The 15,367-nt window shown below is 69.1% G+C and carries 16 protein-coding genes; 4 read left to right on the top strand and 12 right to left on the bottom strand.

The window, feature by feature from the left end:
- Positions 1 to 37 precede the first annotated feature (37 nt).
- Positions 38 to 1,291 (bottom strand): sugar ABC transporter substrate-binding protein, encoded by a 1,254-nt coding sequence (locus ACQUSX_RS13075; RefSeq protein ID WP_428929975.1) that lies wholly within the window; start codon positions 1,289 to 1,291, stop codon positions 38 to 40.
- Between the two features lie 174 nt (positions 1,292 to 1,465).
- Between ACQUSX_RS13075 and ACQUSX_RS13070 the strand changes: the two genes are divergently transcribed.
- On the top strand, positions 1,466 to 1,954 hold the full coding sequence (locus ACQUSX_RS13070; RefSeq protein WP_428907350.1) for a YajQ family cyclic di-GMP-binding protein: 489 nt from the start codon (positions 1,466 to 1,468) through the stop codon (positions 1,952 to 1,954).
- Between the two features lie 12 nt (positions 1,955 to 1,966).
- Here ACQUSX_RS13070 and ACQUSX_RS13065 read toward each other — a convergent pair whose 3' ends face one another.
- Positions 1,967 to 2,785: a tryptophan-rich sensory protein gene (locus ACQUSX_RS13065; RefSeq protein ID WP_428907349.1), complete on the bottom strand. Its 819-nt coding sequence runs from the start codon at positions 2,783 to 2,785 to the stop codon at positions 1,967 to 1,969.
- A 131-nt stretch (positions 2,786 to 2,916) separates the two neighbouring features.
- Between ACQUSX_RS13065 and ACQUSX_RS13060 the strand changes: the two genes are divergently transcribed.
- Positions 2,917 to 3,345: a pyrimidine dimer DNA glycosylase/endonuclease V gene (locus ACQUSX_RS13060; RefSeq protein ID WP_428907348.1), complete on the top strand. Its 429-nt coding sequence runs from the start codon at positions 2,917 to 2,919 to the stop codon at positions 3,343 to 3,345.
- Positions 3,346 to 3,351: 6 nt separating this feature from the next.
- Here ACQUSX_RS13060 and ACQUSX_RS13055 read toward each other — a convergent pair whose 3' ends face one another.
- From ACQUSX_RS13055 to idi, 6 genes are read right to left on the bottom strand one after another with little or no spacing between them, the layout of a single operon-like run.
- On the bottom strand, positions 3,352 to 4,563 hold the full coding sequence (locus tag ACQUSX_RS13055; protein WP_428907347.1) for a prenyltransferase: 1,212 nt from the start codon (positions 4,561 to 4,563) through the stop codon (positions 3,352 to 3,354).
- A complete protein-coding gene (locus ACQUSX_RS13050) occupies positions 4,560 to 4,928 on the bottom strand; it encodes a lycopene cyclase domain-containing protein (protein ID WP_428907346.1) in 369 nt (122 codons plus the stop codon). The genes ACQUSX_RS13055 and ACQUSX_RS13050 overlap by 4 nt, the downstream gene beginning before the upstream one ends.
- A complete protein-coding gene (crtI, locus tag ACQUSX_RS13045) occupies positions 4,925 to 6,535 on the bottom strand; it encodes a phytoene desaturase family protein (RefSeq protein ID WP_428907345.1) in 1,611 nt (536 codons plus the stop codon). The genes ACQUSX_RS13050 and crtI overlap by 4 nt, the downstream gene beginning before the upstream one ends.
- Positions 6,532 to 7,431, bottom strand: a complete 900-nt coding sequence (locus ACQUSX_RS13040; RefSeq protein ID WP_428907344.1) for a phytoene/squalene synthase family protein — start codon at positions 7,429 to 7,431, stop codon at positions 6,532 to 6,534. Before ACQUSX_RS13040 ends, crtI begins: the two co-directional genes overlap by 4 nt.
- On the bottom strand, positions 7,428 to 8,564 hold the full coding sequence (locus ACQUSX_RS13035; protein WP_428907343.1) for a polyprenyl synthetase family protein: 1,137 nt from the start codon (positions 8,562 to 8,564) through the stop codon (positions 7,428 to 7,430). Before ACQUSX_RS13035 ends, ACQUSX_RS13040 begins: the two co-directional genes overlap by 4 nt.
- Positions 8,564 to 9,091: an isopentenyl-diphosphate Delta-isomerase gene (idi, locus tag ACQUSX_RS13030; RefSeq protein ID WP_428907342.1), complete on the bottom strand. Its 528-nt coding sequence runs from the start codon at positions 9,089 to 9,091 to the stop codon at positions 8,564 to 8,566. Before idi ends, ACQUSX_RS13035 begins: the two co-directional genes overlap by 1 nt.
- A gap of 76 nt (positions 9,092 to 9,167) precedes the next feature.
- Here idi and ACQUSX_RS13025 point away from each other — a divergent pair, with 76 nt between their 5' ends.
- A complete protein-coding gene (locus ACQUSX_RS13025) occupies positions 9,168 to 9,758 on the top strand; it encodes a MarR family winged helix-turn-helix transcriptional regulator (protein WP_428907341.1) in 591 nt (196 codons plus the stop codon).
- Positions 9,759 to 9,863: 105 nt separating this feature from the next.
- A complete protein-coding gene (locus ACQUSX_RS13020) occupies positions 9,864 to 10,574 on the top strand; it encodes a GntR family transcriptional regulator (protein ID WP_428907340.1) in 711 nt (236 codons plus the stop codon).
- On the opposite strand, the gene ACQUSX_RS13015 is transcribed toward ACQUSX_RS13020, so the two are convergent.
- Genes ACQUSX_RS13015 through ACQUSX_RS13000 form a run of 4 tightly spaced genes read right to left on the bottom strand, consistent with a single transcriptional unit; the run spans position 10,559 to position 15,363 of the window.
- Complete coding sequence (locus ACQUSX_RS13015) at positions 10,559 to 11,575, bottom strand: alpha/beta hydrolase (RefSeq protein ID WP_428907339.1); 1,017 nt, start codon at positions 11,573 to 11,575, stop codon at positions 10,559 to 10,561. The genes ACQUSX_RS13020 and ACQUSX_RS13015 overlap by 16 nt on opposite strands.
- A 21-nt stretch (positions 11,576 to 11,596) precedes the next feature.
- Positions 11,597 to 12,970, bottom strand: coding sequence for an FAD-dependent oxidoreductase (locus tag ACQUSX_RS13010; RefSeq protein ID WP_428907338.1), 1,374 nt, complete (start codon positions 12,968 to 12,970; stop codon positions 11,597 to 11,599).
- Positions 12,971 to 12,983: 13 nt separating this feature from the next.
- On the bottom strand, positions 12,984 to 14,045 hold the full coding sequence (locus ACQUSX_RS13005; RefSeq protein ID WP_428907337.1) for a polyprenyl synthetase family protein: 1,062 nt from the start codon (positions 14,043 to 14,045) through the stop codon (positions 12,984 to 12,986).
- A 52-nt stretch (positions 14,046 to 14,097) separates the two neighbouring features.
- Positions 14,098 to 15,363: an isochorismate synthase gene (locus ACQUSX_RS13000; RefSeq protein WP_428907336.1), complete on the bottom strand. Its 1,266-nt coding sequence runs from the start codon at positions 15,361 to 15,363 to the stop codon at positions 14,098 to 14,100.
- Positions 15,364 to 15,367 lie beyond the last annotated feature (4 nt).

Below are 15,367 nucleotides of genomic sequence, written 5' to 3'. Positions count from 1 at the left end.
GACGGCAGCTGTGAGAATGCCGTCCCGCCCGTTCAGTTCACTTGCTGATCGCGCCCTGGATGTCGGTCGTCATCTTGTCCCACAGGGCGACCGGGTCGCCTCCGGAGCCGTTGATGATAGCCGCCTCGGTGACGCCCCAGTACTGCCAGACAGCGCCCATCTCGGGGATGCTCGGCATCGGCACGACGCTGGCGCCGACCTCGCCGAAGCCCGCGGTGAGCGGGTCGCCCTCGACGGCTGCATCGAAAGCGCTCGTCCGGGCGGGCGCGCGCCCGCCGACCTCGTAGAGGGCGGTCTGCACGTCCTCGGAGCCGATGTAGTTCAGCAGGAACTCGTTGGCGGCGAGCTTGTTCTCGCTCTCCGCGCTGAGGAAGAAGCCCTGCACGCCGGCGAACGGCTGTGCGTCCTGGCCGCCGGCGGACGGGATCGGGTCGACGGCGACGTTGAGGCCCGCGTCGACGGCCGCGGGTGCGTTCCACGGGCCGGTGAGGAAGAAGGGCGACTTGCCTGCGAGGAAGTTCTCCTTCGCGAGGTCACCGGTGATGTTGGTGTTCAGCACGCCGGCCTTGCCCTGCTCGCCGAGCCACGTGGCGAAGCTCTGGCCGCCCTCGTTGCCGATCTGCAGGTCTTCGGCGTTGTAGCTGCCGTCGTCGTTCTGGCCGAAGACAGGGGCGCCGAAGGAGGTCTGGAACGGGTACAGGTGGTACGGGTCGGATGCCTCGGGGTCGAGCCCGACGAGGAACGAGTACTCGGTGCCGGCGGCCTTGCCCTTCGCGATCATGTCGTCGAAGTCGGTCGGCGCCTCGGCGACGAGATCGGTGTTGCGCAGCAGGCCGATGTTCTCGATCGCGTAGGGGACGCCGTACACCTGACCGTCATAGCTGAACGCGTCGAGGGTTACCTGCTCGAACTCGCCGGCGCGGTCGCCGAGCTCGACGGGTGCTGCCACGCCGTTGGAGACGAGGATGCCGAGCCAGTCATGTGCGCCGACGACCACGTCGGGGCCCTTGCCCGTCGGGGCCTGCTGCACGAACTGGTCGCGGATCTCGCCGAACTCCTTCTGCACGAGCGACACCTTCACGCCGGTGTCAGCGGTGAAGTCCTTCGCTGCGTCTTCGAGGACGTCGGCTCGATCGGCGTCGACCCAGACCGTGATCTGCCCGGAGAAGTCGGACTTGCTGTCGGAATCGCCGTCGCCCTCCGGTGCGCTGGATGCGCAGCCTGCCAGGACGATCGCCGACGTCGCGGCGATGGCGCCGAACGCGAGGATGTTCCTCATGTTCACCTTCATTGGTGTGCCTCTCTCGATGCGGGAGCCTGCGAACCTGCAAGCGCTTACAGTATGCCTGGCGCGACGGTCGATTCGCAACGGGCGCAGGCACTGATATCAACCTGTGATCGTGTCGTCGCCCGGGCCGAATCATGAAAGCGCTTCCAAATCAGTGGACCTGGCTACACTGCCTGTATGGCTGACAGCTCTTTTGACATCGTCTCGAACGTCGACCACCAGGAGGCCGAGAACGCCCTGAACCAGGCCCGCAAGGAAATCGAGCAGCGCTACGACTTCAAGGGCACCGACGCCTCTGTCGCGTGGAGCGGCGAGCAGATCCTCATCAAGGCGAATTCCGAGGAGCGCGCCAAGGCTGTGCTGGACGTGTTCCAGTCGAAGCTGATCAAGCGCGGCATCTCGCTGAAGAGCCTGGACTCCGGCGAGCCCTTCGCCAGCGGCAAGGAGTACCGCATCGTGTCGTCCCTCAAGGACGGGATCTCCAGCGAGAACGCGAAGAAGATCAACAAGATCATCCGCGACGAGGGCCCCAAGGGCGTGAAGAGCCAGATCCAGGGCGATGAGCTGCGGGTGCAGTCGAAGAGCCGCGACGACCTGCAGTCGGTGATCGCTCTCCTCAAGGGGAGCGACCTCGACATCGACCTGCAGTTCATCAACTACCGCTGACGCGGCTCCTCGTCAGGAGCGGTGCGAGCTGAACAGGCGAGCGCCGATCGTGACGATGAGCACCACGGCTGCCGCGGCGAATGCGGCGACAGCCGCGGGAACCGACACGAGGTCTCCGGTGAGACGCTCGACGCCGACCCACGCGAGACCCCAGCAGATGGCTGCACTCGGCGCGAAGCGTCCCCGGTCCCACAGCGCCAGCAGCGCTCCGATGAGGCCGGCGACGACGAGCACCGCGACCGCCCAGACATCGACGGCGCCGACGGACTCCCGCGGCAGGCTCCGCGCGAGCACGGCAGCGACGTTGGCGGCCGTCGCCACCACGATCCAGCCGAGATACAGCCCGATCGTGCCGTCGGTCACGATCGTGTCGATGACGCCCGCGGGACCCGTGCGGCGAATCGCGATGAACGCGACGATGAGCACGGCCAGCAGCAGAGCCATGATCACCAGCGTCAGCCACAGCACCCCCGCCTGCACCGCGAGAAGCCACGCCGCATTCGGCAGCATCGATGCGGCGACCCACCCGCCGATACGGCGATGACGGTCGGCGACCGCCTGCTTCGGAAGCCACTGCCAGATCGCATACGCGATGAGACCTGCGTAGATGACGCTCCAGATGGCGAACGCGGGACCACCCGGCGCAATCGGCGTCGCATCGGCGGCGAACGCCCCGCCCGAGGCCTCGGGCATCGACTCGCCGCCCAGCGCCCCAGAGCCGATGAAGGCGCCCACGACCGCGACGACGGCGCTGACCGATACCGCGATCTGCCGGAGGCGATCGGTGCCGGTCGGCCGCGGAGTGCGAATCGCTCCCTCGGGGTGTGCCATGCTGTGCGATGAATCCGCCATGCTCAGTCCCGCCATTTCCGTCCGGTCACAGCGCGCCGGCTGCAGCGCCGTGGGGGTACGAGCCTACCCGCGCGCTCCCACACGACACGAGCATCATGAGAGGAACCAGGATGAGACTCTGGTCGCTGCACCCGCGGCACCTCGACCGCATCGGGCTCGTGGCCTGCTGGCGCGAGTCGCTGCTCGCCCAAGCGGTGCTGTCCGGTCAGACGAAGGGCTACACGCACCACCCGCAGCTGCAGCGCTTCCGCGGCGCGGCCGAGCCGCTCGACGCGATGAGCGCCTATCTCACCGGGATCGCCGATGAGGCGACCGAGCGCGGCTACCGCTTCTCGGTAGACAAGATCCAGCGGCCGGGCGCCGCTCCCGCCCCGCTGTCCGTCACGCATGGCCAGCTCCAGTTCGAGTGGGAGCACCTTGGCGCCAAGCTGGCGCAGCGAAGTCCCGCCGACGCCGAGCGCTGGCGGTGCGACTCAGCCTCTCCCCATCCGCTGTTCGTCGCGACGGAGGGTGGCATCGAGTCGTGGGAGCGACCGTGACCGCCCTCATGGTCCGAGACTCCAGGCGAGGATGAGGATCATGGTGATGACGAAGCCCGACGCGTAGTTGAGCCAGATGAACCGGCGCCAGGAGATGTTGGTCTTCGTCGCATTCGCGTCGGTGACGTTCCACCAGCGTGCGCAGTTGACCATGTAGGGCACGGCGACGATCGCAGCGAGCGGACCGGGCCATGGCGTGAAGAGCATCACCAGGCCTGCGACGGCCCACACGACGATGGCGAGACGGACCGTGCGTCGTGCGCCGAGGACGGTGGCGATCGAGCCGATGCCGGCCTCGCGGTCGGGCTCGATGTCCTGCACGGCGCCGAAGGCGTGCGCGGCCATCCCCCACAGGAAGAACGCCACGAGCAGGAGGGTCAGGCCCGCAGTCGGGGTCGCTCCGGCGAGCGCGAGTCCGACGATCGCCGGCGAGACGAAGTGCGTGCTGGAGGTGACGGAGTCGATCACCGGCCGCTCTTTGAAGCGCAGCCCAGGTGCCGAGTAGGCGACCACGGCGAAGGCGCTGACGGCGATGCTGAACCAGGCGACGGGGCCGCCGGCCAGCATGAGCACGATCAGGAACGGGATGTTCGTGATCGCTGCCAGCCACAGCATCGGCCGGTGAAGCGGCGGCGCGAGCAGCGCGCCCTCGATGCCGCCCTTGCGCGGGTTGCGGATGTCGGAGGCGTAGTCGAAGACGTCGTTGATGCCGTACATGGCCAGGTTGTACGGGACCAGGAAGTAGATGGCGCCGACGATCAGGACCCAGTCGATCTCGCGGGTGGTCAGCAGCATCGCCGCGGCGAAGGGGAACGCCGTGTTGATCCAGCTCACCGGACGCGACGCGACCAGAGCCTGTCGCAGCAGGCCGTCCTTGCCGAGCAGGCGATACTCGCGCCGCGATCGGGCGAGCACGAGCCACAGGCCGGGCAGCAGCGCCGCGCATGCGATCGGATAGGCGAAGTCCTCGACCGGCGCGAGGCCGATCGTCACCCCGAGGGTGTGCGCGGGGTCGTAGTGGAAAAGCTCTGCGGCGATCATCAGACTGTCGAAGACGGCGGTGAGCGCCACCAGCGCGAGTGCCGTGAGGCTCACCGCTCGCCAGTGCGAGCCTGCTCCCCCGGTCTCCCCGGCGCGAGCGGTGCTGACGCGCGCGAGGATGGCGCCGGCGCCGATGGCGACGGCGAGGAACGCGACGGACAGCCAGACATACGTCATGATTCGCCCCCCGTGCCACGTCGCGCGGACGTGCGGCGGTCTTCGTTCGCACGGCGGTGCTCGAGGATGCGACGCGCGCCCGTGTAGAGCACCATCGTGCACAGCACCAGGAAGACCAGGAACACCGGCTCCTCGATCGGCAGCTCCGGGGCGAGCAGGATGCCGGATGCGATCACGCCCTCTCCGCGCAGGAAGATCCCGAGTCCGATCCCGGCGATGTCCCAGACGAGGAGGAAGACGACGCCGACGGCGGTGACCGCGATCGCGGCGACGGCGTCGCGCCAGAAGAACAGCCGGAAGCGGGCATCGATGAGCAGCATGCAGGCGATCGCGACGAGGAGTGATGCGAGATAGATGAGATTCATCGGACGCTGCCCACTCCGGCGCGCGCCGTTGTGGGCCCCGGACTGTGGTCGCCGCGAATCCGCTTGAGGACGAGCTCCGCGCTGATCAGGCACATCGGCACGCCGACCCCTGGGGCGGTGGTCGCGCCGGCGTAGTACAGCCCCGCGACGTTCTTCGAGGCGTTCTGCGCCCGGAACATCGCGCTCTGCCTCAGCGTGTGCGCAGGTCCCAGCATCCCGCCGCGCCACGCGTGATAGTCGCGGGCGAAGTCGGTCGGTCCGATGGTGTGACGCACGACGATGCGATCGCGCAGGTCGTCGGATGCCGTCCACTGTGCGAGCTGATCGATAGCGGCGTCGGCGATCCGCTCGATGAGCGGATCGCCTGACCCGTCCGGGCCGCCCTCGCCGATGTCCTCGCCGGGCGGAATGGGCACGAGGATGAACAGGTTCTCGTGTCCGGCCGGGGCGACATCCGGATCCGTCGCGCTCGGCTTGCAGACATAGACGGATGCCGGGTCGGGAATGGCCGGATCGGCGCCGAATATCGCATCGAAGTTCTGCGCCCAGTCGCGAGTGAACAGCAGGGTGTGGTGCGGCAGATTGGGCAGCCCGCCCCGCACACCCAGCATGACCAGCACGGCGCCCGGCCCGCTGACGCGCCGCCGCCACCAGGCTTCGGGGTAGCTGCGGCTCGGCTCGTCGAGCAGGCGCGTCTCGGTGTGGTGCAGATCAGCCGCCGAGACCACGACGTCGGCGGGGCTGTCATGCCACTCGCCGCCGGAGTCCTGCCAGCGCACGGCCTCGACCGTGCGGCGCGGACCGCCGCGACGCCGCGACCCGGTGTCGCGCGTCGTGATCTGCTGCACCTCGGCGCCGGTGCGGACGACCGCGCCCGCATCGATCGCGAGCGCCTCGATGCGCTGCACCAGCTCCCAGAACCCGCCCATGGGGTACTGCACGCCCTCGTCGAGGTCCAGAGCGCTCATGAGGTGATACATCGCGGGGGCTGCCGAAGGGCTCGTGCCGAGGAAGACGGCCGGGTACCCCAGGATCTGGCGGAGGATCGGATGCTGGAATCGCCGCGCGACGAACGAGTCGAGCTTTCCGGTCAGCAGGCCGGCGAGCCGCGGCAGTGCGCCGAGCACGTCGCGGCCCAGAAGGGAGCGCAGATCCGTGAAGGGGTTGTAGAGGAAGTACCGCTCGGCCATCTCGGTCGCATGGTTCGCTGAGGCGAGGTACTTCTCGAGCCGCTTCGCCGCGCCCGGCTCCAGCCGCTCGAACGTGTCGCGGACGCGAGCGCCGCCACGCGGGACGGTCACCGGCTCGGGCCGCGACAGGTTGGCGAACGGCTCACCGAAGACGCGGTATGCGGGGCTCAGGTCGCGGAGGTCGAGCTGCTCGGCGCTGCTGGTTCCGAGTAACTCGAAGAAGTGGTCGAAGACACGAGGCATCAGGTACCACGATGGTCCGGTGTCGAAGCGGAAGCCGTCGCGCTCAAGGCTGCCTGCGCGGCCTCCGACGCGGTCGAGCCGCTCCAGGAGCTCGACCTCGTGGCCCTCGCGTGCGAGCAGGGCGGCGGTGGCCAGCCCGGCGACTCCGCCGCCGATGACGACTGTGCGGGTCATGCGCGCGGCTCCGTCCAGGTCGTGAGAACCGCACGAGTGACCAGCCGCGCCTTCACGGCGTCGGGCACGCGGATGCGGGTGCGGTACAGCTCATCGACGGTTGTCGCCGCGATCCGGTCGTTGAGCGCGGAGAAGAGCGCGTGCGCGCTGCGGACGGCGGCACGGGCATCCTTCGGCAGCAGCGGGATCGTCTCTGCTGCAGCATCCAGCTGGACGCGGATCGTGCGCACCCACGTCTCACGGTCCTCGTCGCTCAGCCGCTCGGCCGTGCCGAGATAGCTGCGGCCCAGCCGCACAGTGTCGTCGCGGAGGTCCCGCAGGAAGTTCACGTTCTGAAACGCCGCTCCCAGCATCCGAGCGCCCTCATCGAGGCGGCCGGTCGTCGCCTCATCGAGCCGCTGATCGCGCTGGAAGACGCGCAGGCACATCAGGCCGACGACCTCTGCTGATCCGTACACGTAGTCATCGTGCGCCTGCGCGTCGAAGGCGGCGAGCCGGGTCGGCGTCGCGGCACGGGATTCGAGATCGGTGCGCATCGAGGCGAAGAACGGCTCGATGAGCGACTCGTCTATCCGCGACGTCCTGGCGGTCCGTGCGAAGGCGTGGATGATGAGGTCGCCGCTGCATCCGAGTTCGAGGGCTCGGCGGGTCTCGGCGATCATCCTGTCCAGGGCGTCGCGCTGCTGTTCGATCGCGAGTCCGGCCTCGTCGGTCACGCCGTCGACAAGTTCGTCGGCGACGCGCACCAGGGCGTAGATGTTGCGGACATGCTGCCGATGGCGCGCGCCGAGCAGGCGGGTGGCGAGCCCGAACGACGTGGAGTAGGCGCCGATCACCTCATTGGCCGCACGCTCTGCAGCCATCGTGTACTGCGCCAAAGCGGGGCCGTCGCTCATGACCGCCGCCCCTCGAGACGGGCGATGAGGTCGAGCAGCACCCTTCGTGCGGCCGGCGGGATGCCCGCGGCAGTGTCGCCGATGATCGAGCGACACGCGCCGAGCTCGTCATCGATGAGTTCCTCGACGAATCTCCTGGCGCCGCAGTCGGCGAGGAGGACTCGCATCTCGACGCCTTCGCCCTCGGTCAGGTCGGATCGCCCGAATGACGACTCGAGGACAGGCCAGGCGCTGGTGCCGCGCGCGTAGGCGATGATCGCCGTCTGCTTGCCCTCGCGCAGGTCGGAGAACGGGTCCTTGCCGTGCTGTCGCGGGTCGCCGAAGGTGGAGAGCAGATCGTCCTGCAGCTGGAACGCCAGGCCGAGGTGGCGACCCGCGGCTGAGAGCGCGGCATCGGCATCGGCGCTCGCACCGGCGAGCGCGACAGCAGCTCGCAGCGGCAGCTCGAAGGTGTAGGCCGCGGTCTTGCAGCGCGACATGTCGAGGATCGTCATGAGGTCCGGTGCGACGACACCCGCGCTCAGTCCGACATCCAGCTCCTCGCCGGCGACGGATTCGCTGATGGTGTGATCCAGCAGGTCGAGGAGCCGGATGCGGGTCGCGTCTGGCAGCCGCGCCCGAGCGAACAACTGGTGGACGCCGGCGAGCAGGAGATCGCCCATCAGGATCGCGCCGGTTCGCGCCCAGTGCAGATCCGAGCCGTCGGGCGACGGTGCATCCGCCGGGCGCTCGGCGAGCAGGGCGCCGACGAGATTGGAACGTCCTCTGCGCGTGAGATCGCCGTCGATCACGTCGTCGTGCATCAGAAACGCATGATGCAGCAGCTCAACGGCCACCGCGATCTCGATCATCGCGCCCGTCGTGCTCTCAGCGGCGGTCTCACCGCTCGCTTCGCGGGCGCCGTCGGCAGGCCGCAGCGCGTGGAACGTGTCGATCAGGAGCTGAGGGCGCACGAGCTTTCCACCGCGCATGCTCTGCTCGGCGAGCGTCCACAGCCGGACGAAGCTCGGACCGTAGGACGCGGCGGAAGCGGCTCGCGAGCGGAAGAACAGCCTGAGCTGCTCCTGCACGCGCCCGTCTTGCCCCCGACCGCGCGGTGCGGCGGTGACCGCCTCCATGGCTGCGACGCTCATCACTCGAGCATCCCCTTCTCGAGCAGGAGCGGCAACTGCAGCTGCAGCCACGGGCTGAACACGAAGGGCGTGCGTCCCAGAGCTCCTGCGAGCGCATCCGGCGACACCCACGACCACTCCGCGACTTCGCGCGCTTCCGGCTGCGGAGGTCCCGATAGCCGCGCGACGTAGACCGGGCAGATCTCGTTCTCGACGATTCCGCTCGCATCCGTGGCCCGGTAGCGAAAGTCGGGCAGGGCCGCGCGGATGTCCGTGATGCCGACTCCGAGCTCTTCCCGGGCACGCCGCGAGATGGCATCCGTCATCGACTCCTCGGGGGCCGGATGCCCGCACACGCTGTTGGTCCACACACCGGGCCAGGTGCGCTTCGAGAGCGCGCGTCTGGTCAGGAGCACGTCGCCGGTCGGACCGAGCAGATAGCAGGAGAAAGCCAGATGAAGCGGGGTCTCACGGGTGTGCACGTCGCGTTTGTCGATGACGCCTATCCGTCGCCCGTCTGGGTCGAGCAGCACGACCTGCTGTTCCATTGCACCCTCGCCTTCCCTATAGCTAGCCAAGTGAGTAAGTAGCCTAGCATGCTGATTAGCGGACTAACATGTTGTCATGCCTACTCCGACGGAGGGCGGCGCTCCGGCCTTTTCGAACATGTACGACGTCGACGCGAGCGACCCTCGCAGCGAACTGATCGATCGGTCTTCGATGACCCGTGAGGACGTCGCACAGATCGGTGAGCTCATGGCCGCTCTGAGCGGCCTTCGGGAGGCGGAGAAGCGCCTGTCCGACGCGTCGGCGCAGTACATGAAGCTCAACCAGACCGACATGAGGGCGCTGCACTTCCTGATCGTCGCCGCCAACACCGGCAGGACGGTCACTCCGGGCGCGCTCGCTGCCCACCTGCAGATCTCCACGGCGTCGACGACGAAGCTGCTGGATCGATTGGAGCGGGCCGACCACATCACCCGCAGCCCGCACCCCACAGACCGCCGGGCACTGGCGATCTCCATTACACCGGAGACCCACGAGGCAGCGGTGAACACCGTGGGCCGGCAGCAGGCGAAGCGCTTTCACGCCGCCGCACGCTTGAGCGCCGAAGAGCGCAGCACCGTGATCCGGTTCCTGATCGACATGACGCAGGAGATCACTCTCACGGACGAGCCGTGGGCACAACCACCCGCCGACTCAAGCAGTCCTTGAGATCCCAGGGGGTGACGCGGGTAGACTACCGATATACAGCTGTATGGGGCAGCGCGACTGTATGGGGCAGTCGGGGGCGCGGTTTGCGCGCATTGGGGAGTGAGCATGGTCGACGTCGAACCGCAAGAGGCGCAGCAGGCAGAGCGCGCGCAGCACACGGAGGCGCAGCAGACAGACACGCAGCAGACCGAGCACGCGCAGCCGGTCATAACGCGCAAGCAGCTGCTGGCCGAAGGCCTTTTCCGTCTCATCGGCGAGCGAATCGTCAACGGCGAACTCGCCCCCGGCGCCCGCATCCGTGACGGCGAACTCGCGCTCGAACTCGCTGTCTCGCGCACCCCGGTGCGCGAGGCGCTGCAGCGGCTGGAGCGCATCGGGCTCGTGACGATGTACCCCAGCCGGTACACCGAGGTCACTCCGATCACGCCGGAATCCGTCGCCGTAGCGCACACCTTCGCCGGTCTGCAGGCCGGGATCATCGTCCGCCTCTCCTGCCCGCGACTGACACCGCAGGACCTCACTGACGTGTCAGCGCTCATCGCGGTGATCGCGGACTCGGTGCACGACTCCGTCGCCTGTTCGAAGGCGCGCGGCGCGACCATCGGCTTCCTGGCAGCGCGCAGCGGCAACGCCCTGCAGCAGGCTCTCGTCGATGAGGCGAGCCTGGCTCTCGCCCGCGCGCTGAGAACGTTCGAGATCACACCCGAACACGCCGCTCAGGTCGTCGCCGGCTGCGCCGATCTGACCTCCGCGCTCGAAATGGGCGATGCGGATGCCGCTGAGCAGGCCTGCCGCGCCATCTACGGGGTGCGCTGAACCCTTTTCACGCGCTGCTGAGCCGCCCAGCCGGCGACCCAGCCCTCGAGCCGCGCGTATGCGTCCTCGCGGGATTCGCGCCGCGAGAGGAACACGTCGTGCAGCGCGCCGTCGATCCGCTCGATCGTGACCGATGAGCCGATCTTCACCGCGGCCTTCGCGATGTCGTCGACGACCAGCACGCTGTCGGCGCGGGTGAGCTCCGCCGACCACCGGGTGGGGATCGCCGATCGCTGCGAGAGCAGGACGCACGTGGGGGTCGTCACCCCCAGGCCCCGCGAGACCGCCGCGTGGCCGGCGAAGACGGCATGCAGCCAGGCGGCGTGCACGATCATCGCCTGCTCCGGCCGCCACTCGGGAACGGTCTCCACAGGATCTTCCGGGTCGGCGACTTCGCGCTGGGCGCGACTGTAGAACCCCAGATCGACCTGCGGTGCGGCATCCATCGGCCACAGCCGCGCGCGCAGCTCCACCATCGGCGCGATCGCGGCGCGCGCGACGCCGAGCTGGAATTCCAGCCACGGCGAGTTGAGGATGATCGCGGACGCCTCTTCCGGGTGGCGGGACGCCCACAGGGTGAGGATCAGCCCGCCGGTCGAATGGCCGAACAGCACCAGGCGGCGACCGGTGGCGTCCCCTCGCGCCGCCAGCGCGGCGGCGATGTCGGCATCGTACTCGGCGAGATCGGTGATGTACCCGGGCGTCTGTCCCGGCCGCAGGCTGCGGCCGTATTTGCGCAGGTCCAAGGCGTAGAAGCGGGCGCCCCGGCTCGTCCAGAACCGAGCCAGCCTCTTCTGGAAGAAGTAGTCCGACCAGCCGTGGACGTAGAGCACGTCGACGTCCTCCAGCGGTCGCTGTCCGACCAGCCGACGCCACCAGGGCGCGCGTTCCGGCAGCGCGCGCACGACAGTCGCGACGATCTCGCCCTCAGTGTCCTCTCCGAGCGGCAGCGTCTGCTGCTCGAAGCCGGCGCCGAGGATGTCGGGAAGCCACTCCGCCATGAGGTCAGCCTGACGCGGCGGCTACTCGCCGCGCGAGATGCGCACCATCTCGTCGCGGGGGACCACCTTCACCCGCGCGCGCTCCTGCGTCGTGCCCAGCTCGATCTCGTGCGCGTCCAGGCGGTGCCAGCCGTCCAGGTCGGTCCACTCCACGCCGCGCTCTGCGAGCAGCGCCGGAATCGCCTCGTCCGAGGGATCCTCAGGCTGCCACCACGAGCCCTGGTCATTGATGAGATGGCGTACCGTCTCCATCGCGTCGGACTTGGTGTGCCCGATCAGACCCACGGGTCCGCGCTTGATCCACCCGGTGGCGTAGATGCCGGGCACGCGCTGATTCGACTTGGCCTCGAGCACCTGACCCTCGCGGTTCGGGATGACGCCGTGCTTCTTGTCGAACGGCACGCCGGGCAGCGGCGAGCCGAAGTAGCCGACCGCGCGGTAGAGCCCCTGCATCGGGATCTCGCGCAGCTCGCCCGTGCCGACCGCGCCGCCGGCGCCGTCCGACTTCGTGCGCTCGTAGACCAGAGCGGCCACGCGACCGTTCTCGTCCTTCTTCACCTCGACGGGGCGCGCCCAGAAGTGCATGTGCAGGCGACGCGATGCCGAGCCGCCGGCGTTGTTCGCCGAATCGAGCTTGCGCCACGACTGCATGACGCGGTCCATGACCATGACCTGCTTGTTGCTCGCGACGGCCTGCTGCGATGCCTCGTCGTAGTCGAAGTCCTCGTCGTACACGACCATGTCGACATCGCGCAGCTCTCCGAGCTCACGCAGCTCGAGGGGAGTGAACTTGACCTGCGCCGGGCCGCGACGGCCGAACACGTGCACGTCCGTGATCGCACTGGCCTTCAGCCCCTGGTAGACGTTGTCCGGCACCTCGGTGACCAGCAGGTCGTCGGCGTGCTTGGCGAGCATGCGCGCGACGTCGAGGGCGACGTTGCCGTTTCCGATGACGCCGACCGATTCCGCATCCAGCGGCCACTCGCGCGGCACGTCGGGGTGTCCGTCGAACCAGCTGACGTACTCCGCGGCGCCGTGGGAGCCCTCCGCGTCGATGCCGGGGATGTCGAGGCTCGAGTCGCGTACGGCGCCGGTGGCGAAGATCACCGCGTTGTAGTGCCGCTTGAGGTCATCGAGGGTCAGGTCCTCGCCGAAGCGCACGTTGCCGAAGATGCGGATGTCTCCCCGATCGAGCACGTCGCGCAGCGCGTTGATGATGCCCTTGATGCGGGGGTGGTCCGGGGCCACGCCGTAGCGGACCAGTCCGTAGGGCGCGGGGAGCTGTTCGAACAGGTCGATGGCGACATCGAACTTGCGCTCGGCCTTGAGCAGGATGTCGGCGGCGTAGATGCCTGCCGGTCCCGCCCCGACGATGGCCAGCCTGAGCTTCGTCATGGGGTTCCTTCCGTCAGCTGCTGCGATCAGCGAGAGTCTCTGCGAACCGGGTCAGCGCCTCGCGGACCGTGCCCTTCGGCAGCGGCGCCAGCGCCGCGATCGCATCGGATGTCCAGGTGCGGGCGAGGTCCATCGTCTGCTCGGTGGCGCGATGATCGCGCAGTTCGGCGAGCGGTCCGTCGAGCAGCTGCGGATCAGCCCCGTCCGAGATGAGGGCGACGCCGTCGTCGATGCGCGCGGCGAGGTCGGCATCCGCCGCGCTCGTCCCGGTCTTCAGCAGCAGCGACGGCATCGTGGGAACGCCGGCCCGGAGATCGGTGCCCGGCACCTTGCCGGTCTGCTCGGCGTCGGCGGACAGATCGATGACGTCATCCAGCAGCTGGAACGCGACGCCGACCTTCTCGCCGTAGACGCGAAGGGGCTCTTCGTACTCCGCGGGGGCGTTGGAGAAGATCACGCCACCCTGGGTCGCCGCGGCGATCAGCGAGCCGGTCTTGTCGGCGAGCACCTGCAGGTAGAACGCGATCGGGTCATCGCCCGGCTGTACGCCGACGGTCTCGTGCATCTGCCCGAGCACCAGCCGCTCGAACGTGTCGGCCTGCAGCCGCATCGCCCGGTCGCCGTAGCGCGACATGATCTGACTCGCGCGTGAGAACAGGATGTCGCCGGTGAGGATGGCGACGTTGTTGCCCCAGACCGCGTGCGCGGCGGGAACTCCACGGCGGGTGTCGGCGCCGTCCATGACGTCGTCGTGGTAGAGCGAGCCGAGGTGGGTGAGCTCGAGCGCCTTGGCGACATCGATCACCGGGGTGATGTTGCCCTCGCCGAGCTGAGCGGTCAGCAGCGCGAGCACGGGTCGGATGCGCTTGCCGCCCGCCTCGTAGAGGTAGCGCGCCGCGGCATCCGCGACCGGGTCGGCGATCTTGAGCTCCTCGGCGAGCCCGGCCTCGACGAGCTCGAGTCCGTCCTCGATGCGCGAGGCGACACGGCGGGAGGCGGGACCGAGAAAGACGCGGTCGCTGAAGCCGAGTCGGCTCGCAAGGCGCGTGCCCGGAGAAGCGGGGCTCGAAGTCACGTAGTCCAGCCTACCTGCGTGCGGCGGCGCTCCCGCCGCATACGACGAGCGGTCACGCGAGTGCGTCGATGAGCGGTCGGAACTTCACGCGCGTCTCCAGCAGCTCGGACTCCGGCTCGCTGCCGGCGACGATGCCCGCACCGGCGTAGGCGGTGACGCGGCGAGCGCCGGACTCGTCCTCCGGGGCGTCGGCGAACTGGGCGCAGCGCAGGGCGATCGCCCATTCCCCGTCGCCGGTCGCGTCGATCCAGCCGACCGGTCCCGCGTATCGCCCGCGGTCGAAGGGCTCGATCCGACTGATCGCGGCGACCGCGACGTCGGTCGGCGTGCCGGCGACGGCGGCCGTAGGATGAAGCGCGCCGACCAGATCGAGGGAGGAGGCACCATCGGTGAGATCGCCCTCGACGTCGGTTGCGAGGTGGAACAGGTTCGGCAGCTCGAGGATGAACGGATCGCCGCTGGCCTCGAGTGCGCGGGTGTGCGGACGCAGTGAGGCGAGCACGCTCTGCACGGCGAAGTCGTGCTCTGCGACGTCCTTCGCGCTGGCGGCCAGTGCGGCGGATGCCGCGGCATCCTCCTCCGGGTCGGCGCCGCGCGCCGCGGTGCCGGCGAGAACGCGCGCTGTCACCGTCCGCTCGTGCGCGGTGACCAGCGTCTCAGGGCTCGCGCCGATCAGCCCGTCGACGGCGAAGGTCCAGGTGTCGGGGTAGCCCGTGGCGAGGGCCCGCACCAGGCGACGCAGATCCGCGTCCCCGGGGATGGTGCCGGTGAGATCACGCGCCAGCACGACCTTGCTGTACGCTCCGTCGGCGATCTCGTCGAGCGCGAGGCGCACCGCGTCCTGATACCCCTGCGGGGTCTGTGCGCCCGGCCCGACGCGCCCTGCCCAGTGCGGGGCGAACGCGGTCGCATCCGGTACGGGCGCGAATTCGGCGTCCGCGGTGCGGATGCGGGTGATCCAGCTCCGGCCGCCCCGGCGGCCGATGATCGTCTGCGGGACGGTGAGGACGCTGTCGGCGTGCGAGCCCTCGTCGAACACGAGCGCCCCGAAGGCGACCAGACCTGTGCCGGGAAGGTCGACCGGGTCGTCGATCTCGGCGTCGGCGGCGATCCCGCGCCACAGGTCGGCGATGATGTCGCTGCGCTTGCCGTCGCGTCCCGCCGGGATGCGGATGGATGCTGCCATCCCGTCGCCTGCGGCCACGATCCCCTCGCCGCGGCGCAGCCATGCCAGGGGCCGGGCGGCGGACGTGTGGACCAGCAGATCGTCGACGGTTGGAATCTCGCGGGTCTGCGCGACCAGGCGGATGCTGCTCACGCCT

This window comes from Microbacterium alcoholitolerans, from assembly GCF_050408615.1.
Taxonomy (GTDB): Bacteria; Actinomycetota; Actinomycetes; order Actinomycetales; family Microbacteriaceae; genus Microbacterium.
The sequence above is the reverse complement of the archived record's forward strand: the minus strand, read 5'-3'. Positions and strand labels throughout refer to the sequence as shown.